This window comes from Lacticaseibacillus sharpeae JCM 1186 = DSM 20505 (assembly GCF_001436225.1).
GTDB lineage: Bacteria > Bacillota > Bacilli > Lactobacillales > Lactobacillaceae > Lacticaseibacillus > Lacticaseibacillus sharpeae.
The window spans coordinates 131,891-154,744 of record NZ_AYYO01000003.1 but is presented as its reverse complement, the minus strand read 5'-3'; the positions used below and the strand labels follow the sequence as shown (position 1 = coordinate 154,744).

The following is a 22,854-nucleotide window of genomic DNA, read 5'->3' as shown; positions in this document are numbered from 1 at the left end:
CGGCCCCACATTTTCTTTGGTCGACGTCGGTTCCCGCTGTTTTTTTGCTACACGATAAATGATACCATAAACATAGTATTAACCAGACGTTGAAAGGGGTACGAATACCATGACAGATTGCATTTTTTGTAAAATTATCGCGGGTGAAATTCCCAGCACCAAGATTTACGAGGACGACGAAGTGCTGGCGTTCCTGGACCTGTCCCAGGCAACTCCCGGCCACACACTCCTCGTCCCTAAACAGCACGTGCAGGACATCTTCGCCTACGACACCGACCTCGCTAGTCGCGTATTCGCCCGCCTGCCTAAGATTGCCCGCGCCATCAAGGCTAGCGACCCCGCAATCACCGGCATGAACATCATCAACAACAACGGGGCAATCGCCTACCAGAGTGTCTTCCACTCCCACATTCACCTGATTCCCCGCTACAAGGAAGCAGACGACTTCTCCATCCACTTCGGCGATCACTCCGACCAGTCAACCCCAGCAGGTCTGGAAGCAGTGGCCGCAAAGATTCGCACCCACCTGGAGGCATAATCATGGCAGGATTCACACGTGGCTTTCTCTTTGGCGCCCTCACCGGCACCGTCTTTGCCCTCTTGACCAGCGCCCAAACTGGTAAGCAGCGCCAAAAAGCAGTCAAAGATTGGACGACGGACACAGTTAGCGACATCCAAAAGCTGCAGGATGCCGGCAAGCGGCTGCAGGAATCGAGTGCGCGCCTGCAAACGGCAATGCACGAGAACTTGGAACCGGCGCTGGATGGCATTAACCAGGCAGTCAACCACTTCGAGTTCCGCACGGCGCCCCACCTGGCGAACATTGAGGCCAGCCTGGGCAAAATCACCGCGGCCATGCCTACTGCTCCCACTGCCAATGTCAGTGAGCAGACCCCGACCAACACCGATAGCACCAAGCAATAATTAGGGCGGCGCTACCCACCAACTTGCGGACACTTAAATATGCGTTTTTGCCAATTTCGATTAAGAAATTCATATTACGAGAAGTTGAAGGAAGTTTGAAAGTTGTGTGAATAAAGGCACCGCCGCGCAAGATGTGTTATATTAGACACCAGATTCGCATTGCGAAAAAATTTGATTAGGATGTGTCATGATGAAGAAATGGATTCTTGGCTTCACTGGCCTTGCCGTTGCGGTACTCCTCGCAGGGTGCTCAAGCTCCACGGTTGCCAGCATGAAGGGTGACAAAATTACCCAGAAGGAATACTACGATGCTTTGAAGAAGAGCTCTGCCGGCCAGCAGGAACTGCGGACCTTGATTGTTTCCAAGGCGCTCGAACAGCAGTACGGCGACAAGGTTTCTTCCGCTAAGGTTAAGAAGCAGTTCAACGCAATGAAGGCGCAGTACGGTTCAACCTTCGACTCAACCCTGAGCCAGAACGGTTACACCGAATCTTCCTTCAAGGACCAGATTCGCACGTCCATGCTTTCTGAAGTTGCACTGAAGGACCTCAAGAAGCCAACGACCAAGCAGATCAAGAAGCAGTACAAGTCTTACGAACCTAAGATTGAAGTACAGCACATCTTGGTTAAGACCAAGGCTCAGGCCGAGAAGATTATTTCCCAGCTTAAGGGTCACAACACCACCGCTTACTTCGGCAAGTTGGCAAAGAAGAACTCAACCGATACCGGCACCAAGAACAACGAAGGTAAGATTGGTTCATCCTTTGACAACACCGACACACAGCTCGACAGCACCTTCAAGGCCGCTGCCTTCAAGCTCAAGCAGGGTGAATACACCACAACCCCAGTTAAGACTTCATACGGTTACCACATCATCCGTTCAATCAAGAACCCTGGTAAGGGCAGCTTGAGCGACAAGGCAACCAAGAAGGCAGTCAGCGACCAGATTTACACGACCTGGGAATCTGACACGACTGTGATGAACAAGGTGATTGCGAAGGTCCTGAAGAAGGCCAACGTTCAGATCAAGGACAGCGACCTCAAGAATGTGCTCTCCACATACCTTGGCACTAGCTCCTCATCTTCAACCAGCTCCAACTAAACATTAATGCCGAAATCCCCCGAACCACGGTTTGGGGGATTTTTGTGTCCGGTGCAAATTTTATCCCCTACTATGTTTGTGCAATTTTTTGGCGCAAAATTACGTTTAATATTTGCAAAGCGGCGACTTATGCTATCAATACTTCTGGCTTTATCAAAAGTCAGAAGTTACAAACATTTCTTACGCAAATTGAAGTTCGCACTGCACAGACTCTGTTATATTAAAGACATGGAGCGGCGAATACGAGATTCATCCTAGTTCTAATACTCCCAACAAACACATCCCCCTTTTAGCCATCACTGCCCGGTGATGGCTTATTTTTTGCCCAAATGCCGTCTGTACCGTCCTTTTACCACCTTGATTCGCGATAAACATTTTGGTAACTTGACTCGTTAAATTTTATTGAAACCATAAGGATGGGTTTGAAAGCGTTTTACTGCACAAACTAAAAATCCCGCCACGCTGACATGTAGCCAGTGTGGCGGGATTTTTGCAATTTATTTTTTGGTGTAGTGCTGCAGACTCGCAGGCTTGTAGAAGCGCCGGTTGTCCATCCCGAAGAGGCGTTCGGAAAATTCCCCGTTTTGGGTGTGCGCCAGCGCGTTGGTCATCATGTTAATTGATGCATCCAGCTCGTCCAAATCGTGGAGGACTTCAGCTTCAAGCAGTGCGGGCCGGACTGGCGAACCGTATTCCAGCAAACCGTGGTGGGCCAAAACCGTGTGCCGCAACATCATGACGTCCTCATCCTGGGGGTTAATGCCCAATGCATCACAAGCCTTGACGATTTCTTCATCAATCAGGACAATGTGGCCAATCAGGTTCCCCTCGATGGTGTACTCAGTGGAAGCAGCACCACTCAATTCGATGGTCTTACCCATGTCGTGCAGAATCGCGCCAGAATAAAGGAGTGACACGTTGATGCCCGGGTACTGCTCCCCGATGTGCTTGGCGAGCCGTAAAATGCTCAAAGTGTGGAAGGCCAGCCCGCCGGCAGTGGCGTGGTGGTTGGACTTCGCGGCGGGATAGTTGAAGAACTGATCGTGATGTTCATTCAAAATCCGGCGCACAATCCGGTTCCAGTTTGGATTCAGAATATCGAACAGGAACGTCCCAATTTCTTCTTCCATCGTGCTGGCAGCCTCAGGAGCCCGCTCCATGAACGCTTTCGGGTCGGCCCCCTCTTCCTGGGTTGCCAGACGCACGTTGTAAATCTTCACTTGTGGACTGTCGTGATACACTTCGCGCTTGGCGTTCAGCTGCACAACCATCCCCGGCTTGAACTGCGCGATAGCATCCGCAGACGCATCCCAAAGCATCCCGGTAATGTGGCCAGACTTATCCTGGAAGACGAAGGCAATGAACTTCTTGCCGTTTTTGGCGACGCGGACATCGGCAGACTTAATCAGGACGGGCAACTTCATATCATCGCCATTCTGATAATCGAACAAACGCTTTGGCATAGCGGATTTCCCCCACTTCTATAATATAATCATTTTACCGCAATCTTCAGCGATAAACCACAAAACCCGCGTTCACGCAGCAGCAAAGTTACGTGGACGCGGGTCAAGCGTGCAGTGTAGCAAACTAGTTATTCTTCGCCAGGTTCCGCCGCGCGATGAATGGCAGAATCAAACCGAGCGCCATCAGGACCACCGGCGTAATGATGTTCAGGGCGAACTGGAACCACCATGAACCAGGGTTGGCCTGGAAGTCGACCTTAGGCACCATGCCCATAATGCAGGCGAACGCGGTGAAGAAGAAGCACCAGCCCCCGACAATCATGCCGGCGGTCTTATTCTTCAGGAACATGTAGTCAGAGTGGAACTTGTCCATGTGCTTGCTGAGGAGGAAGAATGCCAAGAATACCCACAGGTACCGCAGCGGCATCACGATTGAGTTCAGGTTCAGCAACCACTTGTACAGTTCATTCATACTGCCAATCCCAAGTGCGGGCACCACAATCAGGATGCTGACCAGAATCCCGGTCAGGTAGTAACCGTTGATTGGCGTGCCGCGCTTGTTGAGCTTAGTCAGACTACGCGGAATGTATTCTTTGTCCGCGTCGCCCAGCATGATCTTGAGTGGTGCGTCAATGGAGAACGCCAGCGCGGAAACTTGGGCCATCGTGTTGGCGATGGCATACAGAATCACGAAGACTGGGCCAACGTGGTAGAAGCCGCCCAGCTTAGCGAAGGCTTCGTACGCCCCATTTGCCATCAGGTCCTGCGGAATGTTGTTGCTGTTAAAGAGCATCCCCATCCCAAATGAGCCGAGGATGGCACACAGCGCAACCATGCCGGCCAGGCACAGCATACCCAGCGGGAACTCTTTGGATGCGTTCTTCGTGTTGTTAACGTACGGGGAAATCTTCTCGGCCCCACCAACTGCGAAGACCAGCATCGAGATGGTGGTGAAGTAGTTGAAATTCCACTTCGGCATGTACGTGCTCAGCTTGCCCATGTCCGGGGTCGCAATGTGTGCACCCTTGGTCATGATTGGTGCAGATACCGCGAGGATGATGAACAGGATGGACATGATGAACATCGCGGTCCCCGCCACACTCCCAATCCGGTTGAGCGTCGTGAGTCCGCGGGCCGCAACCCAGAGGAAAATGAGGAATAACGCCAAACAAATCAGCGAAACCGTCATTGAAGACACCGTGTTGACGAAGTTCCCGTTGCCCTTAAACAGCCAGCTCAGGGCAATCAGAATCCCCTGCGGCTTCTGCGCCAAATACGGAACGTGCACAACCCAGTACGTCCACGCCGCGTAATACGCGAGCTGCTTGGTACTGGTCTGCTTGATCCACGATGACACCCCACCATTGGCATCCTTAAAGGTCGAGCCAAGTTGGCCGACGATTAATGCATACGGGACGAAATACAGAATCATAATCAGAATCCAGGAGGTAATAACGGATAGTCCCTGTTGGGCGTAGTTGTTCACCACGTTGCCCAGTCCCCAAACCGCAACGAACGCGATGAGGGCCACATTGTACCAGCGTAATTGCTTTGTTCGATCAGCCATATTTCTCACTTCTTTCCGAATATTTTTGGATTAATCAGTCTTGCCCCGTGCAAATCTGGCGCCAAATCTGCAAGCGGTAACACTTCTTAATTTAATCATACCAAGTTGCCCCACCTGAATGCACATACAATGTGGCAAAAATGTGCAAAGTGAGACAAAAAAGTTGCGTGCAGCAATTATTAATAATGTGAAGGCAAGGGTAAAAGCCCGAGTTAATCGCATTCGAGCCCATAAAAAAAGCACCGTGATTTCAGGGCGAATTTTTTATTTCGCCACAATCACGGTGCTATCCATTACTACTAACAAATACCGTTAGTTAGTTTTAACTTCTTTGTCCTTATTGCGAATCGACTGCGTGCTGTGTTCAGGACGGGCAAAAATCATGCGGCCGGCGTTCGTCTGCAGTGAGCTAGTCACCACAACCGATAACTGCTGATTCATGTAGTACTGACCATCCTCGACGACAACCATCGTCCCTTCAGGTAAGTACGCCACCCCTTGCTGGCGCTCGGTCCCGGCTTTAACCACCTTGACTGACAGTGTCTCGCCGGGCAGCACTTCCGCCTTGAGCGCACTAGCAAGTTCGTTAATGTTCAGGATGGGCACGTTCTGCAGGCGGCTTACCTTGCCGAGGTTGTAGTCATTAGAAACCACAATCCCGTCGATTTCCTTCGCCAGCTTCAGCAACTTGCCATCGACTTCCCGTGAGCCTTCGAAGTCGCGGTCGGTCATCTCGAGCCGGATGTGAATGTCGTTTTGCATCTGGTTCAAAATGTCGAGCCCGCGCCGTCCACGTTCACGCTTCAGCGCGTCCGCAGAATCCGAGATGAGCTGCAGTTCGTGCACCACGAAGTTCGGCACGAGCAGCGTCCCCTCGATGAACCCCGTCCGGGCAAGGGTCTGAATGCGGCCATCAATGATGACGGACGTGTCCAAAATCTTGTACTTGTGGAAGTTCTCACCCAGATCGGCAACGGTGACGTCTGGCGCGTCGGCACTAACACCGGCACCCTCCGCCTTTTTCTTCGTCCCCTCGTCGTTGCGGCGCAGAGACATGAAGAGTTGCCGCCATTCATGCCGGCGGGTCGTCCCCACCCGGAAGCCTAAGTACCCGAAGATAATCATCAGGACAACGGGTGGCACTGTGGACCAAAAACCATTCGGAAGTCGCGAGAATAATAGCTGCGAAATTAATGTGGCAATGATAAGACCAACGATGGTCGAAAGACTGCCGAACAGTAAGTATGAGGTCGATTTAGAACTAAGTGACTTTTCTGCTCGCGTTACAACATCAAGAATCCAATGGACGGTGAGGGCTGCCACCACGAGCAGGATGACGGCCCCAATTAGTGCATCAACAAAAATGTTGTTGAGCACGTGGTTGTCCGTTTGCCCGGCTAGTTGCCAGATATTAGGCATAATCCCGATACCAGCGCCAATCCCGATCAAAACGAACAAAGCGAACACGATTCTCCGTTTAACCTTTTGTTGCATTTTTAGCCTCCTTTGACTTTTATATGTCCAATTGTACCGCTTACTGTTCAAAAAATGACCCCAAAATGACGGATTTTGCTCATTCTTTGGAAAATAAAAAATCGGTCCCCGCCGCACCCGCCAGAAAGCTGTGACCGGATGCTGCAGAAACCGAAAATTAGCGTTTTAGTTACGAAAAACTTCTGTGCTGGCCGCTAAGCGCACGCTTTTCACCTGCCGAAAAAGCTAAAGCAACTATTATCGTACTATTCAAAATCATCCGTAATAGGTGGCCGCTTGGTTGCTGCGCGCCGCTTCCCGAAGACTTTGTGTAAAGCTTCCGCAACGCTTGTGACCCCTATCACATCGATATTGGTCGGGACGTCCCACCCCTGCAGGTTATTCTTGGGCACGAAGATGCGCTTGAACCCGAGCTTGGCCGCCTCGTGCACGCGGTCTTCGATGCGGCTCACCCGCCGCACCTCACCGGTGAGGCCGATTTCGCCCACAAAACAGTCGGTTGCCGGGATTTCCTGATCCCGGTACGAACTCGCGATGGCCACCGCGACGGCTAAGTCAATCGCCGGTTCGTCCAGACGCACACCCCCAGTCGCCTTGAGGTACGCATCCTGGTTCTGCAGCAGTAAGTTGGCCCGCTTTTCCAGGACCGCCATAATCAGGCTTACCTTGTTGCGGTCAATCCCGCTGCTGGTTCGCTGTGCCGTACCGTACATGGTTGGCGTCATCAGTGCCTGGATTTCCACCAATATCGGGCGGGTGCCTTCCATCGACACAACCACCGCCGACCCCGTCGCGCCGGCCAAGCGTTCTTCGAGGAAAATCTCGGAGGGGTTAGCGACTTCCGTGAGCCCGCCCTGACGCATCTCGAAAATCCCGATTTCGTTCGTACTACCGAACCGGTTCTTCACCGAGCGCAGAATCCGGTACGTGTGGTGCATGTCCCCTTCGAAATACAGGACCGTGTCCACCATGTGTTCCAAAATCTTGGGTCCGGCAATCGCGCCCTCTTTAGTTACGTGGCCAACGATGAAGATGGTGATTTGTTTGCTCTTGGCCAGCCGCATGAGCTCCGCGGTCACCTCACGAATTTGGCCGACCGAACCCACGGCGGAGTTCATGTCGGGCACGTTCATCGTCTGCACCGAGTCAATGATGAGGTAATCGGGCTGCAAATCATCCACCGCGCCCATGATGCTGGGCATGTCGGTTTCGGGATACAAATACATCCCTGAATCCGCCACCCCTAACCGTTCGGCGCGCAGCTTAATCTGACTGGCACTTTCTTCCCCCGACACGTACAACACCGTGCCGTGATCCGCCGCCAGCTGGCCCGAAACCTGTAAGAGCAGCGTGGACTTCCCAATTCCGGGGTCACCCCCAATCAGGATGAGCGAACCGGGAACAAGGCCCCCACCGAGCACGCGGTTTAATTCGGCGAGCTTCGTTGTCACCCGTGATTCACGTTGGGCGGTAATGGTGTTCATCCGCTGGGGCACGACTTTGCGCCCATCGATTGAGGTCCGGGGCTTGCTGGCCGCCGTCTTTTCTGGTTCGACCGTTTCCTCCACTAGGGTGTTCCACGCACCACACTCCGGACAGTGCCCGAGGTACGACGCGGAGACATTCCCACAGTTTTCACATACATAGCGCGTCCGTGCTTTTGCCACAACGCTCCCTCCTTAAAGAGAAATCTAGAATCCGGTCGACCCGAAGCCGCCCTTCCGTTCACCAATCTGACTGGCATCTTCGCCATCAGCGGTCAAAAACGGCATGAAGATGCCCTGACCGAGGCGCTCGCCCTTCTTGATGACCACGTCGCGTGGGTTCAGGTTCACAAGCTGGAAGAAAATCTCGCCTTCATTGCTCGCGTTGTTGTAGTAATCCGCGTCAATCACGCCGACCCCGTTGGGCAAAATCAGCCCGCGTTTCAAGGGGTTGCTGCTGCGGTTTGCCAACATGAGCACTTCATCTGGCTGCATGTACGCCTTAATGCCGGTCGGCACCAACATTGGCTTTAGCACCTTGTTCGCCCGGGTGAAGTCTTCGCCCGTTAGCGGGTGCTCGTTTTTGATCAACCGGAACAGGCGAATGAAGTCATAGCGCCAGATACTCTTGAGCACGAAATCCTCGCGGGCAAAAAAGTCGTAGCCGGCCGCGTTCTTGGTCGACCGGACGGGCAAGCTTAACCCGGCGTCTGCATACTTACTAACAATTTCAAATCCACGTTTTGGCATGGTGTCCTCACAATCTATCATTGCATATTCGTCAATAGTCTCAGTCTATCATGCTGCCGCCGTGACTACATCACCATTACGTTAAAAACACGTTTGATTTCGCGCTGCAGCAGGTTCATGGTAAAATAAGAACAGAAAAAATTAGCCATCAGGAGGTCACACATGAATTTTCAACACGAACCTGGACGCTACTTTATTGAAGAAGACGGCAAATTACTGGCCGAAATCGTCTATCCGCGCATTGATGACGGGCAAAACGTGGTCATCGACCGGACGTACGTTGATCCGAGCCTGCGGGGCCAGGGCGTTGCGGGCAAACTGCTGAAGCTGGTGGTTGATGAAGCGCGCCGGGATAATTTCCGCATCGAACCACTGTGCACCTTCGCTGCGGCCGAATTCAAGCGCCGCTCCGAATACGCTGACGTGTTGCGGGCAACCAAGTAACTAGTTGCCACCACTATCTGAAAGGACAATCATGAATCAAAGTGAATTAAAGCAAGTTGCTGCTGAACGCGCCGCCCTGTTTGTTGAAGACGGCATGACTATCGGCCTTGGCACCGGCTCAACCGTGTTCTTCCTCGTTGAAGCCATCGCCCGCCGCATCAAAGAAGAAGGCCTGCACATCCAGGGTGTCGCTACCAGTAGCCGGACCGCAAACCAGGCTGCGGAACTCGGCATCAAGATGCTCGACTTGAACGACGTCGACCACATTGACCTGACGATTGATGGCGCCGACGAAATCGACAAGCACTTCCAGGGTATCAAGGGTGGCGGTGCCGCCCACACGCTCGAGAAGATGGTCGCCATTAACAGCACACGGAACATCTGGATTGTGGACGAAAGCAAACTGGTTCCTGTTTTGGGCAAGTTCCCGCTGCCAACTGAGGTCATCCCATTTGGCTGTGAGCAGGTCTTCAAGCGCCTGGAAGCAGAGAATCTGCACCCCCACTTCCGCCTCGACGCGGATGGCGAACGGATTCGCACCCACAACCAGAACTTCGTCATCGACTTGCACATGGGCGCCATCAAGCACCCCCACCTGCTCAAACAGTTCCTGGACAGTGAGGTCGGCATCCTGGAACACGGCCTCTTCCTGGACCTCGTGAACACCGTCGTCGTCGGAACGCAGGACGGCGCGCAGGTATTAGACGCCAAACGTTAAATTAATGATTACCACTGCCTGCAGTATGCGGGTGGTGGTATTTTTTACCGCTGACAATCGCGGTTTTGTGTCCGGATTCTCACAATCAACCATCATTCTCTCATATTTGAGGTTTTACTAGTGGTGTAAAAGGCGTAAACTGGTGCTTGTGGCTGAATTTTAACGCCGCAGCGGGGCGACGATTAACGCCACGGCCCGCCAATCTTTCCTAAATACATAGGAGGTTCTTATTTTATGGCAAAAAGTATTAGTTTTGACCAAATCGCCAGCTACAAGCAGGATTTGGCCGCAACGCCAGGCAGCAGTGCCATCGCCAAGGCCGTCCAGAACGTCGGTCCCCTGGCTGCTAGCCGCGACACACTCGGCAAGGCCGATCTCGAACCGGTCTTCTCCGACGAAATCGCCACTGATGACGTAACCAACCAAAAGCAATCTGGACGCTGCTGGTTGTTCTCTGAATTGAACACCATGCGCCACTTCAGCAGTGCTAAGTTCGGCATCAAGAACTTGGAATTCTCTCAGGCCTACAACGCATTCTATGACCGCCTGGAAAAATCCAACTTGTTTTTGGAACACATCATTGCCACTGCCGACCGGCCAATCACTGACCGCGAAGTTGCCGAATACCTCGCTCAGCCCAACGGTGATGGTGGTCAGTTCGACAACGCCGCTGCTTTGATTGCCAAATACGGTGTTGTCCCGAAGTCCGTCATGCCAGAAACGTACCACTCTTCCCGCACCGCGGCCCTTAACGGCACGCTCAATCTCAAGCTGCGCAAGGACGCCATTGAACTGCGCAAGGCGATTGCGGACAGACAAGATCCGGAAACCGCAAAGCAAGCACAACTCAGCGACATCTACCGCATCCTGGCTTACGCTTACGGTGAACCCGTTAAGACCTTCACCTTCGAGTACCGGGACAAGGACAACAACTACCACATCGACAAGGACCTCACCCCTAAGGCTTTCTACGACAAGTACATCGGCTGGGACCTGGATGAATACGTCACCCTCGTCAGCACCCCGGAAGCCGGCAAAGAATACTACCAGCCGTACAACCTGCCCAGCCAGGACACCGTTGTTGGCGGCCGGCCAATTACCATGGTGAACGTTCCGCGGGCCGACCTCGAACAGATGGCCATCGCCCAGATTAAGGCCGGCGAAACAATCTGGTTCGGGAACGACGTTGGTCAGTCCTCCGAACGCAAGAGTGGGACGCTGCAAGGTGATCTGTACGACCTGTCTTCCCTGTTTGGCACCGACATGACGCTCGACAAGGGCAACCGTTTCGCTACCCGCCAGGCCGAAGTGACCCACGCCATGGTGCTCACCGGGGTAAACTTGGTTGACGGCCAGCCAACCAAGTGGAAGGTCGAAAACTCTTGGGGCAAGGAAAACGGCCACGACGGTTATTTCGTTGCCGACGAGAAGTGGTTCACAGACTACGCATACGAAGTGGTAATCAAGAAGAGCCTGCTGACCCCAGAAATTAAGGCAGCGCTGGAAAAGACCCCAATTGCGCTACCAGCATGGGACACATTGCGCTAATTGTGTTACACTATTTAACGAATCTATAATGTTATTCAAAACTAAGGAGTGAACTTTTAATGACGAAAGCAATTTCTTCAGAAAACATTGCTCAGTACGCAAAGGATCTCGCTGCTACGCCCGCATCCAGCGCTCTGCAAAAGGCCGTTATGAACAACGGTATCTTGGCGACATCCGAGGATACCGCCAAGAAGATTGACATGACGCCAACCTTCTCCATCGATTTGTCCACCGGTGCGGTTGCCAACCAGAAGCAGTCCGGCCGTTGCTGGATGTTTGCCGCCCTCAACACGATGCGTCACTCCATCCAGGCTCAGTTCAAGCTCAAGGACTTCGAACTTTCCCAGAACTACACTTTCTTCTGGGACAAGTTTGAAAAGTCCAACTACTTCTACGAAAACGTCATCGCCACTGCCGACCAGGCAACTGACTCACGCAAGGTAGCATTCCTCCTCACCACCCCCCAGCAGGATGGTGGCCAGTGGGACATGCTCACTGCCCTCATCGACAAGTACGGGATTGTGCCTAAGTCCGTGATGCCCGAAACCTACTCTTCTTCCAAGAGTAACGAACTGAACGCAACCTTGAACCTCAAGTTGCGCAAGGACGCCGTTGCCCTGCGCAAGCTGGTTAACGATGGCGCAAGTGCTGACGAAATCGAAGACACGAAGAGCAAGTTCCTCTCCGAAATCTACCGCATCTTGGCTTACACGCTGGGCAACCCACCAACGGAATTCGACTTCGAATACCGCGACGATGACAAGAACTACCACATCGACAAGGGCCTCACACCTAAGTCCTTCTACGATAAGTACATCGGCTGGAACCTCGATGACTACCAGTCACTCATCAACTCCCCAACCGCCGACAAGCCTTTCGACCACCTCTACACCGTTGAAATGCTCGGTAACGTTCTGGGTGGCCGTGAAGTGCGCCACTTGAACCTCACCATTGAAGACTTCAAGGCAGCCGCAATCCGTCAGCTTGAAGCCGGCGAATCTGTTTGGTTCGGTAGTGACGTTGGTAAGGAATCCGATCGTCAGGTTGGGATCATGAACCCCGGCATCTACGACCAGGACAGCCTGTTCAACACTTCCTTCGCCATGACCAAGGGCGAACGCCTCGACTACGCACAGTCCCTCATGACCCACGCCATGGTTCTCACTGGTGTCGACATTGTTGACGGCCAGCCTACCAAGTGGAAGGTTGAAAACTCTTGGGGCGACAAGGTTGGGACGAAGGGTTACTTCGTTGCTTCCGATGCTTGGTTTGACGAATACGTCTACCAGGTTGTTGTCAACAAGAAGTTCCTGACTGACAGCGAAAACGCCGTTATCAAGGCTGAATACGACAAGCCAACCCTCCTGGCTCCATGGGACCCAATGGGTGCACTTGCATAAGTAGCACAAACAAAAACTCTTCTGGCAGCAGCTGCCAGAAGAGTTTTTTTGCGTCCAATTAGGTTTGCACCCAGCAAAAAACCGCCCGTTAACAGCGAGCGATTTTTGCTTACTTGTAGAGGTCGGCAATTGGCTTGCTGATGATGGAGTTAAGTTCATCCATGAGCTGGGCCAAAGCCTGTTCCTTACTGATGAGTTCCTTGATGGCGTCGATATCCTTAATCTTGTCACCGAGCTCCTGCAACTTGGAGAGGTCATCGGGAGCGAATTCAAGGCCCTGAGCCTGCTTTTGCTGGAGTTCAATCTGTTTGTCCTGGAACTGCTTGAAGAGCCCGTAAGCAACGGCGTCGAGCTTCAGCATGTCGAATGCGTGCTGCAGGTCTTGGAACTGCTGCGTCTTCTGCAGGTTTTCTGCCATATCGTTGGCGTTGTCGTAAATGTTAATCATGAGGGTTCCTCCTAGTTAGTGGGGCAACACAATAATGCGGCCCGGTTCTTATCTGAGTTTAGCAAACTTTGGGCGAAAATGCGTGCGTATCGGTAAAAGTATCTTTAGCGAGATTGCACGTTAGTTGCCGAACATCGATTTGATGCCGTCAACCCAGCCGCCAATGGTGGTCTTCGCGCTCTCCACGCCCTTCTCGACGCTATCCTGCACGTTCTGCCAGACATCACCATCACCGCTGCTGCCGGTGTTGTCAGTCCCCGTACTGCGGGCAATCGACTGCGCATCACTCGTATTGAAACTGGTTTGGGCGGTATTCGGCAGAATTCCTTCCATTTCGTCCTTGAAGAACGTCTTCACGGTCCCGCCCGCGCCGGTCAGGTAATGTGTCTTGTTGGTGTAGGCAAAACCGGTCCAACTGGCAACCACCACGTCTGGCGTGTAGCCGACGATCCACTCGTCCTTTTGCCCCGCATTCGTCCAGCTCACCTGACTTGTGCCCGTCTTACCGGCAACGGTGAAGCCGCTTGGTTTGCCGCTCATCGCAGAGCCGTAGTTGAAGGTGCCAATCATCATACTGGTCATCTCTTTGGCCACGGACTTACTGATAATCGTCTTGTTCTCGGAGTTATCCTGGTAAACCACCGTCCCCGTGGCATCCACAATCTTGCGGATGAAGTGGGTCTCAGGTAATTTGCCCCCATTAGCGAAGGTGGAATAAGCCCGCGCCAGCATTTCCGGCGTAATCTTGGTGCTCGTTCCGCCCAGAGCGGCGGCGAGGTTCTGGTCGGACTTGTTCAGGTTAATCCCAAACTTAGCGAGGCTGTTAATCCCCGTCTGCAGGCCAATCTTGTTCAGCGTCCACACCGCGGGCACATTGACACTGTTGGCCAGTGCCTGGTACATCGGCATCGACTTCTGGTACACACCGTTGACGTTGGTCGGGGTGTAATTGTCCTTCCCAAAACTCTGCTGCTCATCGGACAGCTCGCTGTCATAGTGCATCCCGCTTTCAAGCGCCGGTGTGTACACCATCAGCGGCTTGAGGGTCGAACCTGGGGAACGGCCGGACATCGAGGTGGCATAGTTCAGCCCCCGATACACGTGCTTGCCCCGGGCACCAACAACGGCCAAGACGCCGCCGGTCTTCGGGTCAACGGCAATCGAGGCCGCCTGGGCCTGGGTGCCATCAGCCGCATTAGCGGGGAACAACCAGCTCTTCTGGAACGTGTTGTCCATCTTCTGCTGGTAGGTTTGGTTCAAGGTGGTGTAGACCTTGTAGCCCTTGTTCAGGATGTCATTTTCCGACACCCCATCCTTAATCGCCTCGCTGATGACCGCATCGAAGTAATCGGGATACTTGTTTCCGTTATCGGATTGATACGTGTTCCGCAAAGTGAGCGTGGTCTTCTTGGCGGCATTCGCATCCGCCTGGGTCATGTGTCCGGCCTCAACTTCGAGGTCTAGCACCAGGTTGCGCCGACTGATGGCGTGATCCATGTGGTCAATTGGGTTGTAGAAGCTGGGACTGCGCAGCATCGCCGCCAGCGTCGCCCCCTCCCCGGCAGTCAGCTCGCTGGCCGACTTGCCGAAGTAGCGCTTAGACGCGTCCTCAACTCCCCAGACCCCGTTACCGAAGTAGGCGTTGTTGAGGTACATGGTCAGGATGTCCTTCTTCGAGTACACCTTGTTAATCTGCACGGCGAGGAAAATCTCCTGGGCCTTCCGCGCAAAGCTCTGCTTCTGCGTGAGCAAGGTATTCTTGGCCAACTGCTGGGTGAGCGTACTCCCCCCACCAGTAATGACCCCGCGGTGAATAATCAGGTTGACCACTGACCGCAAAATCCCCTTGATGTCAAAACCAAGGTTGGAATAAAACGTCCGGTCTTCCGTGCTAATCACCGCGTTTTGGACGTTGGGCGAAATCTTGTCGAGCTCCACGTACGTGCCCTTTTGCGCGTACAGTGTCCCGGCCGCCTTGTTGTCTTCATCGTAAAGCGTGGTCTTGGTTTGCAAACTACTCTTAATGTTTTCAACGTTGGCCGTTTTCGCTTGATAGGTGAAGTAAGCAGAAAGCGCGAGCACCAGCGTGAGGACAAGCAGAATAAACCAGCGCACCAGTTGAAAGCGCCGCTGAATGCGTCCCAGCCAGTGCCACATATTTGCGAGCACGCGCTTAAACCACGCACCAATTTGCTGTCGATCCACGAACTTCACTTCCTTTACGTCATAATTAAGTATGTATCTATGCTAGAATCTAGAGGGCAGTGGTCCCGCCGCGTTGAGTAACCAACTAATTCTAGCATAAAACCACGGGCCGACTAACTTTCCCCTTAACACTTTACATAATTTTTCACTAATTGAGGTGCGACTTTTGACTGATTTTTACCAAATAATTCATCACGTGCCCGCAAGTCCTTCGGTGCGCACACTCATGCAGGGCTGGCTGATTCCCAAGCACTTCCAGGGGCAGCTGCGGATGCAGGAGGGCATCACGGTGAACGGCCACTACTTGCCGATGTCCGCACCGGTACCCGCAGACGCCACGGTGGCGCTGCACTACCAGGCGCCAATGCCCACCATCGCCCCCGCGCCCGGCGCCACTGACATCGTGTATGAAGACGAGCAGCTGCTCGCGATTAACAAACCTGCGGGCATGAAGACCCACCCAAACAAGGCCAGCGACACCGACACGGCCATTGCGCGCATCGGCCAGTACTTGGGCCAACCCGCATTCATCACCCACCGGCTCGATATGGCCACCAGTGGAATTTTGCTGGTGGCCAAAGACCCGCTCAGCCAGGCCATCATTAACCGCCAGTTAGCCACCAAGACGGCCGCACGCACCTACACCGCCATGGTCGATGCCGCCATTCCGGATTGCGGGACCATCGACGCGCCCATCGGCCACATGGGCAACGACACCCGCCGCCGCGAAGTGCGCTCTGACGGCTTGCCGGCCGTCACCCACTACCAGGTGCTGACTAGAAATGCTGCCTACGCGCTAGTGCGCTTGGTCCTGGAAACCGGCCGGACACACCAGATTCGGGTGCACTTGGCGCACATCGGCTTCCCCATCATCGGCGACCCGCTGTACAACCAGACGCCTGGTCCCCGGATGTACCTCCACGCCACGGAAATGACGCTCACTCGGCCATTTGCGCCCGCGCAGCTCAAAATTAGCTGTCCGCCCACAGATTTTATGGTCTAAAAAAGGTTCGCCCCAATTAACTGGGACGAACCTTTTGCGTAGTAATCTGCTTATTCTACCGCCAATGCGTCGTGGTACTGCTGGTTAAACCAAATCGCGCCCTCTTCGTCGGGACTAATGACCACAATCGTATCGTGACCCGCAACGGTTCCGGCAACTTGGGCGAAATCCGCATCGTCAATCAGTGCGGCCAGCAGGTTCCCGTTGCTAGGCAGGGTTTTAATGACGTTAATGAACTGGACGCGGGTGATTTTCAGACCCACTTCGCGCACAGTGCTGTTGAGTCGTTCAGTGAGGCTAATATTGCCCTGCTGCAGGATGGTGTAACGACTGCTCCCGTCCAAATCCTTGGACTTCACAATCCGCATCTCCCGGATGTCCCGCGAAACAGTGGCCTGCGTTGCAAAGATACCCGCCTTCTGCAATTCCTTCAGTAACTGTTCCTGCGTCTGAACGACTTTGGTGCCGATAATCTTGGCAACGGCCGCTTGCCGCTCTGCCTTCTTCAATATCGGTTCCTCCCTTACTCACCCGCATTCATGGCGGGCAAAAATTCTATATTGAGATTATACACCACTTCTGGAGAAAATATGCAAAATAATGTATAAATTGCAGCAACCCCCACGTTGTGTCGCATATTGCCCCGAACGCATAAATGGCCCGCGTAACGTGCATCATTACGCGGGCCATTTAATCATGGGTTACATTTCCTTAGGTGCCTTAACCCCGAGCAAGTTCAGGGATTCGGTCAGCACGGTCGAAACACTCTGCACGAGAGCCAAACGGGCTGGCAGCTGCGCATCTTGCACTGCAACCTTCGTGTGGGCGTAGTACTGGTTGAAGGTCTTCGCGAGCTTCAAGGCATACTTCGCAATCACGGATGGTTCGTATTCCTTCGCGGCACGAGCAATCACATCTGGGAATGCGCCCAGCTGCTTGAGCACTGGCCATGCGTTGGCGTCATCCAGGGTGACACTAGCATCGGCCGCCACGTCAAATTCAGCGGTAGCCTTAGCCAGGATTGAGTTCGCCCGGGCGTTCGTGTACTGCACGTACGGACCAGTTTCACCTTCGAAACGGACCACTTCTTCCAGGTTGAAGTCGAACTGGTCAATCCGTTCGTTCTTCAAGTCGTGGAAGACCACGGCGCCCACCCCAACAGCCTCAGCAACTTCATCGGCGTTCTTGAGGTCGGGGTGCTTTTCAGCAATCTGCTCCTTGGCCAGGTCAACGGCTTCTCCGAGAACCTTTTCGAGCAGGATTACGTTCCCCTTACGTGTGGACAACTTCTTCCCGTTAGCGGTAATCAGGCCAAACGGAATGTGGTGGATATCATCAGCCCAGTCGTAACCCATTTCCTTGATTACGGCCTTGAGCTGCTTGAAGTGTTCCGTCTGCTCCATGCCGACAACATACAGACTCTGTTTGAAGTCGTAGTGGTCGTGGCGGTAGAACGCAGCGGCCAAATCCCGGGTCATGTACAGCGTTGCGCCGTCGCTCTTGCGGATCAATGCCGGGTTCAGGTCGTACTTGGACAGGTCCACAATCTCAGCCCCGCGACTTTCCTGAAGCAAGCCCTTTGCTTCCAGCTCGTCGGTAACCTTGTCCATCTTGTCGTTATAGAAGGCTTCACCGTTGAAGCTGTCGAATTCAACGCCGAGAATGTCGTAGATGCGCTTGAATTCCTTCAGGCTTTCGGCCCGGAACCAGCTCCACAGGTGGGTTGCTTCTTCATCGCCGTCTTCCAGCTTCTTGAACCAAGCACGCGCTTCATCGTCCAGTTCGGGTTTGGTTTCAGCTTCGGTGTGGAACCGCACGTAGTATTCGAGCAGGTTCTTGATTGGGTCCGCCTTAACAGCGGCCTCACTCCCCCAAAGTTTGTACGCCACAATCAACTTCCCGAACTGAGTGCCCCAGTCACCAAGGTGGTTGATCTTGATTGGTGTGTACCCAATCTTGGTCAGAATCTTGGCGATGGAGTTCCCAATCACGGTCGAACGCAGGTGGCCCATGGACATTGGCTTGGCAATGTTGGGACTGGACATATCAATTGGCACATTCCCGTGACCGAGTTCCTGCTGCCCGTAATCGGCGCCCTTAGCCGCGATTTCGGCGAGCACCTGCTTGGCAAAGGTCGTCTTCGCGAGGAAGAAGTTCACGTATGCACCGGTCGCCACAACCTTGTCAAAGTTGGCAGCGTCGATCTGGGGTGCCAGTTCGGCTGCAATCTTCACGGGTGCCATGTGCCGCGTCTTCGCCAAAGCGAACGTAGGGAAGGCATAGTCACCCAAGTCGTTGCTCTTGGGGGTTTCAATGAGCTTTGCGACCTGCTCCTTAGGTAATTCGTCGCCCAGAACGGCGGTGATTGCATCAATGACTTGTTGTTTGAAATCCATCGTTTTCCTCCTAGAATATAAAAAAAGCTCGCCTCTTCAAAAAGAAGAGACGAGCAACTGCCCGCGGTACCACTCTTGTTGGCGTTACCGCCCACTCTAATGTTTGATTGAAACCCTCAACAGCGCGCCCCGGAGTGCTCATGCCTGCATCACACTGTAGCAGGCTCACTGAGATGGCGCTATCCGGTTCCTCTCTCTCATTAGGTTGGGATGAAGCGGTCGACGAGAATCGAACTCGCGACACCAGCTTGGGAAGCTGGAGTTTTACCACTAAACTACGACCGCAACAACGATATGTAGTATAGCACGCGGGCAAATAGTTTGCCAAGGGTTTCACCGAAAAAATTGCAAAGTGGGCGCAAGACCCCCCCACGGCCCCGGTTTCAAATAACAGCGGCCTTTTTTGATTGTAGCTGTTCATTATTAGCAGTCACTTGTTGCTTTATCATGTAATCCCCCACCACAGCGGACAAAATGAAGAATATGACCGCAAATTCATTAGGTCACGCGTCCCCGCGCCACGCCAACCATTTATCTGTAAAAATACCGGTAAATCTTTCTACTTTAGGCATTTACGGCCCGCAAACTTTGTGGCACAATTAACGGTCGGTGTGTGTTCTGATTTGCGTCACAACGCCAAAAGTATAAAAAAACAGAAAATTCACTATTAGAGCTTTTGTAGCATTGGTTATTTTCTCTAACCGTGCTATAATCTTATACAGTTGGAGGAGGGACAGACATGGCAAAGAAAGAACGGCGCTACTTTTTTGTAGCGAAGAACGTGAAGACGGACAACGGCTACACAATCGAGTTTCTGAATATTCCGCATGTTTCCGCTTCTGGTGTCACCTATGCCGAGACCGTGTACTACTCATACCGTGCCCTCTCAGACTTTTTGAGCCAGTTGCCTGGGGACGAGGCAGCACTCACCGCATACACACTTTCTGGAATCCCGGAAAACACTGAAAATACTTTTTATTCCATCGTCAGTGTTCCCGGCGATTTCAACCCGCACAAGATGACCACCACATTCACGATTGCGCAAACCCTACCAGACGAGATTCGCAACCAAGCGGCCAAGTTGTCCCACTTAGTCGAATACGACGACAAGCCACTCGCATCAAATCACGCCTAGTAGTAAGATACTTATTCACAGCACCTAACGGATAACGGTTCTAAGACGTGCAGACGTCTCAGAACCGTTATTTCGTTCATCAGTAAGGAGGATTCGCCTTTGAACTCTGATCTCAGTTTCCGCACGGGGCTAAAGGACACCCTGCCGACCGTGTTCGGCTACATCGGGATTGGCCTCGCGTTCGGGATTGTCAGCCGCGCCGCCAGCATGGACGTCTGGATTGCGCTATTACTGTCATTGATTACATATAGCGGTGCCGCCCAGTTCGTCATCGTGTCGATGGTTGCCGCCCAAAGTCCGCTAATTTCCATCGTCCTCTCCGTCTTCATGCTGAGCGCCCGGATGCTGCTCACGAGCATGACCGTTGCGCCTTACTACAAAGACGAAAGCATGGGCAAGAACATCGCGCTCGGGACGCTCCTCACCGACGAAACCTTCGCCCTTTCGATGAGTAAGCTCAATTACACGGACCACAAGCTAAGTTACCCGTGGCTCACCGCCGCCAACCTCTTTGCCTACTCCGCGTGGGCAGCCGCCGCCGTGGCCGGCAACTTAATCGGCAGTCTGATTCCGGATCCGGAAAAATTCGGTCTCGACTACGCCTTAGTCGCCATGTTCATTGGGCTGCTCTACCTGCAAATGATTGGCGACCGCAGCATGAAGTTCAGTTTCCAAGTGGGCCTCGTGCTGGTTGCCCTAGTCCTCACGTACGTCGGAATGATTTTCATTCCCGGCAGTTTGCTCGTCTTGGTGGTCACAATCGTCACCTGCTTAATCGGAATGGGGGTCCGCCGTCATGCAAGCACCAACGTTTAGCTATATGCTATTAGTCATCGTCGCCACGGGGTTTGTCACTTGGCTCTGCCGCGTCCTGCCCTTCGTCGTCCTCAAAAAATGGGGAATGCCCCGCTGGATGGTCGAATTCCTCAGCTTCGTGCCCGTCGCCATCATGAGTGCACTGTTGTTTGACAACCTGTTCATTCAGCACCTGGGCAGCCTGCCAAGCATCAACGTGCCCAACACCCTGGCCGCGATTCCCTGCTTCATCGCGGCCATTGTGACCAAGTCCCTGCTGGTCATTGCCGTTGTCGGCGTGGTCGCCCTCGCGCTATTACGCTTGGTACTCTAGCACCGAAAAGCAAAATCGGCACAAAAAAACAGGACATGCACAATGTCCTGTTTTTTGTGGTCTATTTGAAGTAGTAGCGGGTCGTTTCCAGTGCGCTAGTTTCCATCACGTGCTGCCCGTGCTCGACCAGCGTCTCGGGGGTGACGTTGGTGGCAAAACCGTACTCGCTGGCAATGCTCATTTGCACCTGGGCTTCGCTTTCGCTAACCATGTTGCTGTAAAAACGCAGAACTAGGAAGTATGCGTTGCGGAACTTGTAGAGATCCGATACCCCGCCTTCCATGCGCAGCTCCCGGGCCAAGTTGACCATCGCTTCAAAATCGGGCAGCTGCAGCGTCAATGCAACGCTGTCCCCATCGGCGAAGAAGTCCACGTCATCTTCAGCTTCAGTCTTGGCGTCAGCGTCCTTCTTGCCGTCTGTGAAGCGCTGGAGGGTTTCCCGCGCCAACTGGCTGAACTTGTCGGTGGGCGCGTCCGCAGCCGGGTTAGCGTCGTCGGTAGCGTCCAGGTCTGCTTCGTCATTGCTACTCTTAGAAATGAAGATTTCGAGGCCACTGCCACTTGGCATCACCTGAAAAGTCACCGCGCCATTTTCCGCAAAAGTGTGGTCAGAATCCACTTCGTCAAGCACCCCGTAGAAGAACTTCTCGATGCGTTTGTGGTTGGCCACAAGGTCCACCAGCTGAATTCCCCGGTCCTTGAGTTCTTGTGTATTCATGAAAATCCGGATTGTATCATCGTTGATTCGTTCCATTTCCATGTTGATTCCCCCTAACTTTCACTGGCGCTTTCATTAATGATTAGCCCCTGTTACGTTCTATAATACTCGAATAAACAGTGTAACACCAATCACTAAGAAGATAAACCATTATTTATTTAATACCAGCGAATCATATTAAATTGTTAAGGTTGTCTGGTCGCTTGCAAGCAGCACCGGAATGTTTCCGGCCGTCTTTTCAGCTTGTTGCCGCAGCACTTCAAGGTCCTCAGTCTGGGGCAAGTGTGTCAGCAGCAACGACTTAACGTGGGCGTCACTGGCAACCTGACCGGCTTCACCGCCGGTCAAGTGCCAACGGGGCTGGGGCTTGCTGTTCAGGAAGTTGGTGTCGGCCATCAATAGGTCCGCGTCCTGTGCAAAGGGCGCCAAGCCGGCAAAATAGCGGGTGTCACTCGTGTTCACCACAACCTTGCCCGTGGCGCGTTCGACGATACGCACGGCAAATGCGGGTACTGGGTGTTCGGTTTCGCAGAAGGTCAAATCAAACGGACCAACCGCGAGCTGACTGGCACCGGCGTAACCCACCCCTTTGGTGAACGTCCCAAACGTGAGCGCGGCAAAATTCAGGGGGTCCTTTGTGTGCCCATAAATTGGCAGCACCGGTTCCTTTTTGTCCCCGGGCCGCAGCTGCCACAGGTACTGTAGTGGACCCACGTCTGCCGTGTGGTCGTGGTGATAGTGCGTGAGCAGCACTGCGTCCAGCTGCAGTGGATCCAAGTGCTTTTCCAGTTCCAGCAGCGTGCCACTGCCGGCGTCCATGAGCAAATTAAAGCCATTGCTCGTCACTAAATACCCGCTCGTCCCGATACCGTCAGCGGGATAGCCACCGTAATACCCTAAAATGCGAATTTCCATCTTGTTCGTCC

The 22,854-nt window shown here is 53.3% G+C and carries 22 protein-coding genes and 1 tRNA gene; 11 read left to right on the top strand and 12 right to left on the bottom strand.

What is annotated here, in order from left to right; genetic code table 11:
• The first annotated feature begins 109 nt into the window (after positions 1–109).
• The 3 genes from FC18_RS01000 (at position 110) to FC18_RS00990 (ending at position 2,026) form a co-directional block, all read left to right on the top strand.
• The gene (locus FC18_RS01000) at positions 110–538 is read left to right on the top strand and encodes an HIT family protein (protein WP_056975312.1); all 429 of its coding nucleotides are present in this window, start codon (positions 110–112) and stop codon (positions 536–538) included.
• 2 nt (positions 539–540) lie between these two features.
• Positions 541–924, top strand: a complete 384-nt coding sequence (locus FC18_RS00995) for a YtxH domain-containing protein (protein ID WP_054676419.1) — start codon at positions 541–543, stop codon at positions 922–924.
• Between the two features lie 190 nt (positions 925–1,114).
• Positions 1,115–2,026 carry a peptidylprolyl isomerase gene (locus tag FC18_RS00990; protein WP_056975311.1) on the top strand — a complete coding sequence of 304 codons (912 nt, stop codon included), beginning with the start codon at positions 1,115–1,117 and terminating at the stop codon, positions 2,024–2,026.
• A 497-nt stretch (positions 2,027–2,523) separates the two neighbouring features.
• Here FC18_RS00990 and FC18_RS00985 read toward each other — a convergent pair whose 3' ends face one another.
• The 5 genes from FC18_RS00985 to FC18_RS00965 form a co-directional block, all read right to left on the bottom strand.
• Positions 2,524–3,489 carry a 3'-5' exoribonuclease YhaM family protein gene (locus FC18_RS00985; RefSeq protein ID WP_054676425.1) on the bottom strand — a complete coding sequence of 322 codons (966 nt, stop codon included), beginning with the start codon at positions 3,487–3,489 and terminating at the stop codon, positions 2,524–2,526.
• A gap of 124 nt (positions 3,490–3,613) precedes the next feature.
• Entirely contained in the window at positions 3,614–5,056 is a 1,443-nt protein-coding gene (locus FC18_RS00980; RefSeq protein ID WP_054676429.1) for an amino acid permease, read from the bottom strand.
• 312 nt (positions 5,057–5,368) lie between these two features.
• Positions 5,369–6,550, bottom strand: a complete 1,182-nt coding sequence (locus FC18_RS00975; protein ID WP_054676433.1) for a PIN/TRAM domain-containing protein — start codon at positions 6,548–6,550, stop codon at positions 5,369–5,371.
• A gap of 245 nt (positions 6,551–6,795) precedes the next feature.
• Positions 6,796–8,217, bottom strand: coding sequence for a DNA repair protein RadA (gene radA, locus FC18_RS00970; protein WP_054676437.1), 1,422 nt, complete (start codon positions 8,215–8,217; stop codon positions 6,796–6,798).
• A gap of 24 nt (positions 8,218–8,241) precedes the next feature.
• Positions 8,242–8,784, bottom strand: coding sequence for a dCTP deaminase/dUTPase family protein (locus FC18_RS00965; RefSeq protein ID WP_054676438.1), 543 nt, complete (start codon positions 8,782–8,784; stop codon positions 8,242–8,244).
• Positions 8,785–8,946: 162 nt separating this feature from the next.
• On the opposite strand from FC18_RS00965, the gene FC18_RS00960 reads away from it, so the two are divergent.
• From FC18_RS00960 to FC18_RS00945, 4 genes are all read left to right on the top strand, one after another.
• Complete coding sequence (locus FC18_RS00960) at positions 8,947–9,228, top strand: GNAT family N-acetyltransferase (protein WP_054676442.1); 282 nt, start codon at positions 8,947–8,949, stop codon at positions 9,226–9,228.
• A 31-nt stretch (positions 9,229–9,259) separates the two neighbouring features.
• Positions 9,260–9,946 carry a ribose-5-phosphate isomerase RpiA gene (gene rpiA, locus FC18_RS00955; protein ID WP_054676445.1) on the top strand — a complete coding sequence of 229 codons (687 nt, stop codon included), beginning with the start codon at positions 9,260–9,262 and terminating at the stop codon, positions 9,944–9,946.
• A gap of 234 nt (positions 9,947–10,180) precedes the next feature.
• Entirely contained in the window at positions 10,181–11,494 is a 1,314-nt protein-coding gene (locus tag FC18_RS00950) for a C1 family peptidase (protein WP_054676448.1), read from the top strand.
• Between the two features lie 59 nt (positions 11,495–11,553).
• Positions 11,554–12,894 carry a C1 family peptidase gene (locus FC18_RS00945; RefSeq protein ID WP_054676450.1) on the top strand — a complete coding sequence of 447 codons (1,341 nt, stop codon included), beginning with the start codon at positions 11,554–11,556 and terminating at the stop codon, positions 12,892–12,894.
• Between the two features lie 109 nt (positions 12,895–13,003).
• Here the strand turns inward: FC18_RS00945 and FC18_RS00940 are convergent, their stop codons facing one another.
• A complete protein-coding gene (locus FC18_RS00940) occupies positions 13,004–13,342 on the bottom strand; it encodes a YlbF family regulator (RefSeq protein WP_054676453.1) in 339 nt (112 codons plus the stop codon).
• 120 nt (positions 13,343–13,462) lie between these two features.
• Entirely contained in the window at positions 13,463–15,499 is a 2,037-nt protein-coding gene (locus FC18_RS00935) for a PBP1A family penicillin-binding protein (protein ID WP_056975328.1), read from the bottom strand.
• 274 nt (positions 15,500–15,773) lie between these two features.
• Here FC18_RS00935 and FC18_RS00930 point away from each other — a divergent pair, with 274 nt between their 5' ends.
• Positions 15,774–16,550, top strand: coding sequence for an RluA family pseudouridine synthase (locus FC18_RS00930; protein ID WP_054676728.1), 777 nt, complete (start codon positions 15,774–15,776; stop codon positions 16,548–16,550).
• 50 nt (positions 16,551–16,600) lie between these two features.
• Here the strand turns inward: FC18_RS00930 and FC18_RS00925 are convergent, their stop codons facing one another.
• The 3 genes from FC18_RS00925 to FC18_RS00915 all read right to left on the bottom strand — a co-directional run bounded on the left by FC18_RS00925 (position 16,601) and on the right by FC18_RS00915 (position 19,231).
• Complete coding sequence (locus FC18_RS00925) at positions 16,601–17,059, bottom strand: arginine repressor (protein ID WP_054676456.1); 459 nt, start codon at positions 17,057–17,059, stop codon at positions 16,601–16,603.
• A gap of 192 nt (positions 17,060–17,251) precedes the next feature.
• A complete protein-coding gene (gene argS / locus FC18_RS00920; protein WP_054676459.1) occupies positions 17,252–18,946 on the bottom strand; it encodes an arginine--tRNA ligase in 1,695 nt (564 codons plus the stop codon).
• A 214-nt stretch (positions 18,947–19,160) separates the two neighbouring features.
• Positions 19,161–19,231, bottom strand: a tRNA-Gly gene (locus tag FC18_RS00915).
• Positions 19,232–19,685: 454 nt separating this feature from the next.
• On the opposite strand from FC18_RS00915, the gene FC18_RS00910 reads away from it, so the two are divergent.
• The 3 genes from FC18_RS00910 (at position 19,686) to FC18_RS00900 (ending at position 21,210) form a co-directional block, all read left to right on the top strand.
• Positions 19,686–20,081 carry a hypothetical protein gene (locus FC18_RS00910; protein ID WP_054676461.1) on the top strand — a complete coding sequence of 132 codons (396 nt, stop codon included), beginning with the start codon at positions 19,686–19,688 and terminating at the stop codon, positions 20,079–20,081.
• A 99-nt stretch (positions 20,082–20,180) separates the two neighbouring features.
• The gene (locus FC18_RS00905) at positions 20,181–20,897 is read left to right on the top strand and encodes an AzlC family ABC transporter permease (protein WP_056975310.1); all 717 of its coding nucleotides are present in this window, start codon (positions 20,181–20,183) and stop codon (positions 20,895–20,897) included.
• Positions 20,878–21,210, top strand: coding sequence for an AzlD domain-containing protein (locus FC18_RS00900; RefSeq protein WP_054676465.1), 333 nt, complete (start codon positions 20,878–20,880; stop codon positions 21,208–21,210). The genes FC18_RS00905 and FC18_RS00900 overlap by 20 nt, the downstream gene beginning before the upstream one ends.
• 61 nt (positions 21,211–21,271) lie before the next feature.
• On the opposite strand, the gene FC18_RS00895 is transcribed toward FC18_RS00900, so the two are convergent.
• Complete coding sequence (locus FC18_RS00895; RefSeq protein ID WP_056975309.1) at positions 21,272–21,970, bottom strand: adaptor protein MecA; 699 nt, start codon at positions 21,968–21,970, stop codon at positions 21,272–21,274.
• Between the two features lie 135 nt (positions 21,971–22,105).
• Positions 22,106–22,843: an MBL fold metallo-hydrolase gene (locus tag FC18_RS00890; RefSeq protein ID WP_054676471.1), complete on the bottom strand. Its 738-nt coding sequence runs from the start codon at positions 22,841–22,843 to the stop codon at positions 22,106–22,108.
• Between the last annotated feature and the right edge of the window lie 11 nt (positions 22,844–22,854).

Bases quoted from the DNA above. Each gene is read 5' to 3' on its own strand.
- FC18_RS01000 (WP_056975312.1), top strand. From the start codon at position 110: ATGACAGATTGCATTTTTTGTAAAATTATCGCGGGTGAAATTCCCAGC.
- FC18_RS00995 (WP_054676419.1), top strand. From the start codon at position 541: ATGGCAGGATTCACACGTGGCTTTCTCTTTGGCGCCCTCACCGGCACC.
- FC18_RS00990 (WP_056975311.1), top strand. From the start codon at position 1,115: ATGAAGAAATGGATTCTTGGCTTCACTGGCCTTGCCGTTGCGGTACTC.
- FC18_RS00985 (WP_054676425.1), bottom strand. From the start codon at position 3,489: ATGCCAAAGCGTTTGTTCGATTATCAGAATGGCGATGATATGAAGTTG.
- FC18_RS00980 (WP_054676429.1), bottom strand. From the start codon at position 5,056: ATGGCTGATCGAACAAAGCAATTACGCTGGTACAATGTGGCCCTCATC.
- FC18_RS00975 (WP_054676433.1), bottom strand. From the start codon at position 6,550: ATGCAACAAAAGGTTAAACGGAGAATCGTGTTCGCTTTGTTCGTTTTG.
- FC18_RS00965 (WP_054676438.1), bottom strand. From the start codon at position 8,784: ATGCCAAAACGTGGATTTGAAATTGTTAGTAAGTATGCAGACGCCGGG.
- FC18_RS00960 (WP_054676442.1), top strand. From the start codon at position 8,947: ATGAATTTTCAACACGAACCTGGACGCTACTTTATTGAAGAAGACGGC.
- rpiA (WP_054676445.1), top strand. From the start codon at position 9,260: ATGAATCAAAGTGAATTAAAGCAAGTTGCTGCTGAACGCGCCGCCCTG.
- FC18_RS00950 (WP_054676448.1), top strand. From the start codon at position 10,181: ATGGCAAAAAGTATTAGTTTTGACCAAATCGCCAGCTACAAGCAGGAT.
- FC18_RS00945 (WP_054676450.1), top strand. From the start codon at position 11,554: ATGACGAAAGCAATTTCTTCAGAAAACATTGCTCAGTACGCAAAGGAT.
- FC18_RS00940 (WP_054676453.1), bottom strand. From the start codon at position 13,342: ATGATTAACATTTACGACAACGCCAACGATATGGCAGAAAACCTGCAG.
- FC18_RS00935 (WP_056975328.1), bottom strand. From the start codon at position 15,499: ATGTGGCACTGGCTGGGACGCATTCAGCGGCGCTTTCAACTGGTGCGC.
- FC18_RS00930 (WP_054676728.1), top strand. From the start codon at position 15,774: ATGCAGGGCTGGCTGATTCCCAAGCACTTCCAGGGGCAGCTGCGGATG.
- argS (WP_054676459.1), bottom strand. From the start codon at position 18,946: ATGGATTTCAAACAACAAGTCATTGATGCAATCACCGCCGTTCTGGGC.
- FC18_RS00910 (WP_054676461.1), top strand. From the start codon at position 19,686: ATGGCAAAGAAAGAACGGCGCTACTTTTTTGTAGCGAAGAACGTGAAG.
- FC18_RS00900 (WP_054676465.1), top strand. From the start codon at position 20,878: ATGCAAGCACCAACGTTTAGCTATATGCTATTAGTCATCGTCGCCACG.
- FC18_RS00895 (WP_056975309.1), bottom strand. From the start codon at position 21,970: ATGGAAATGGAACGAATCAACGATGATACAATCCGGATTTTCATGAAT.
- FC18_RS00890 (WP_054676471.1), bottom strand. From the start codon at position 22,843: ATGGAAATTCGCATTTTAGGGTATTACGGTGGCTATCCCGCTGACGGT.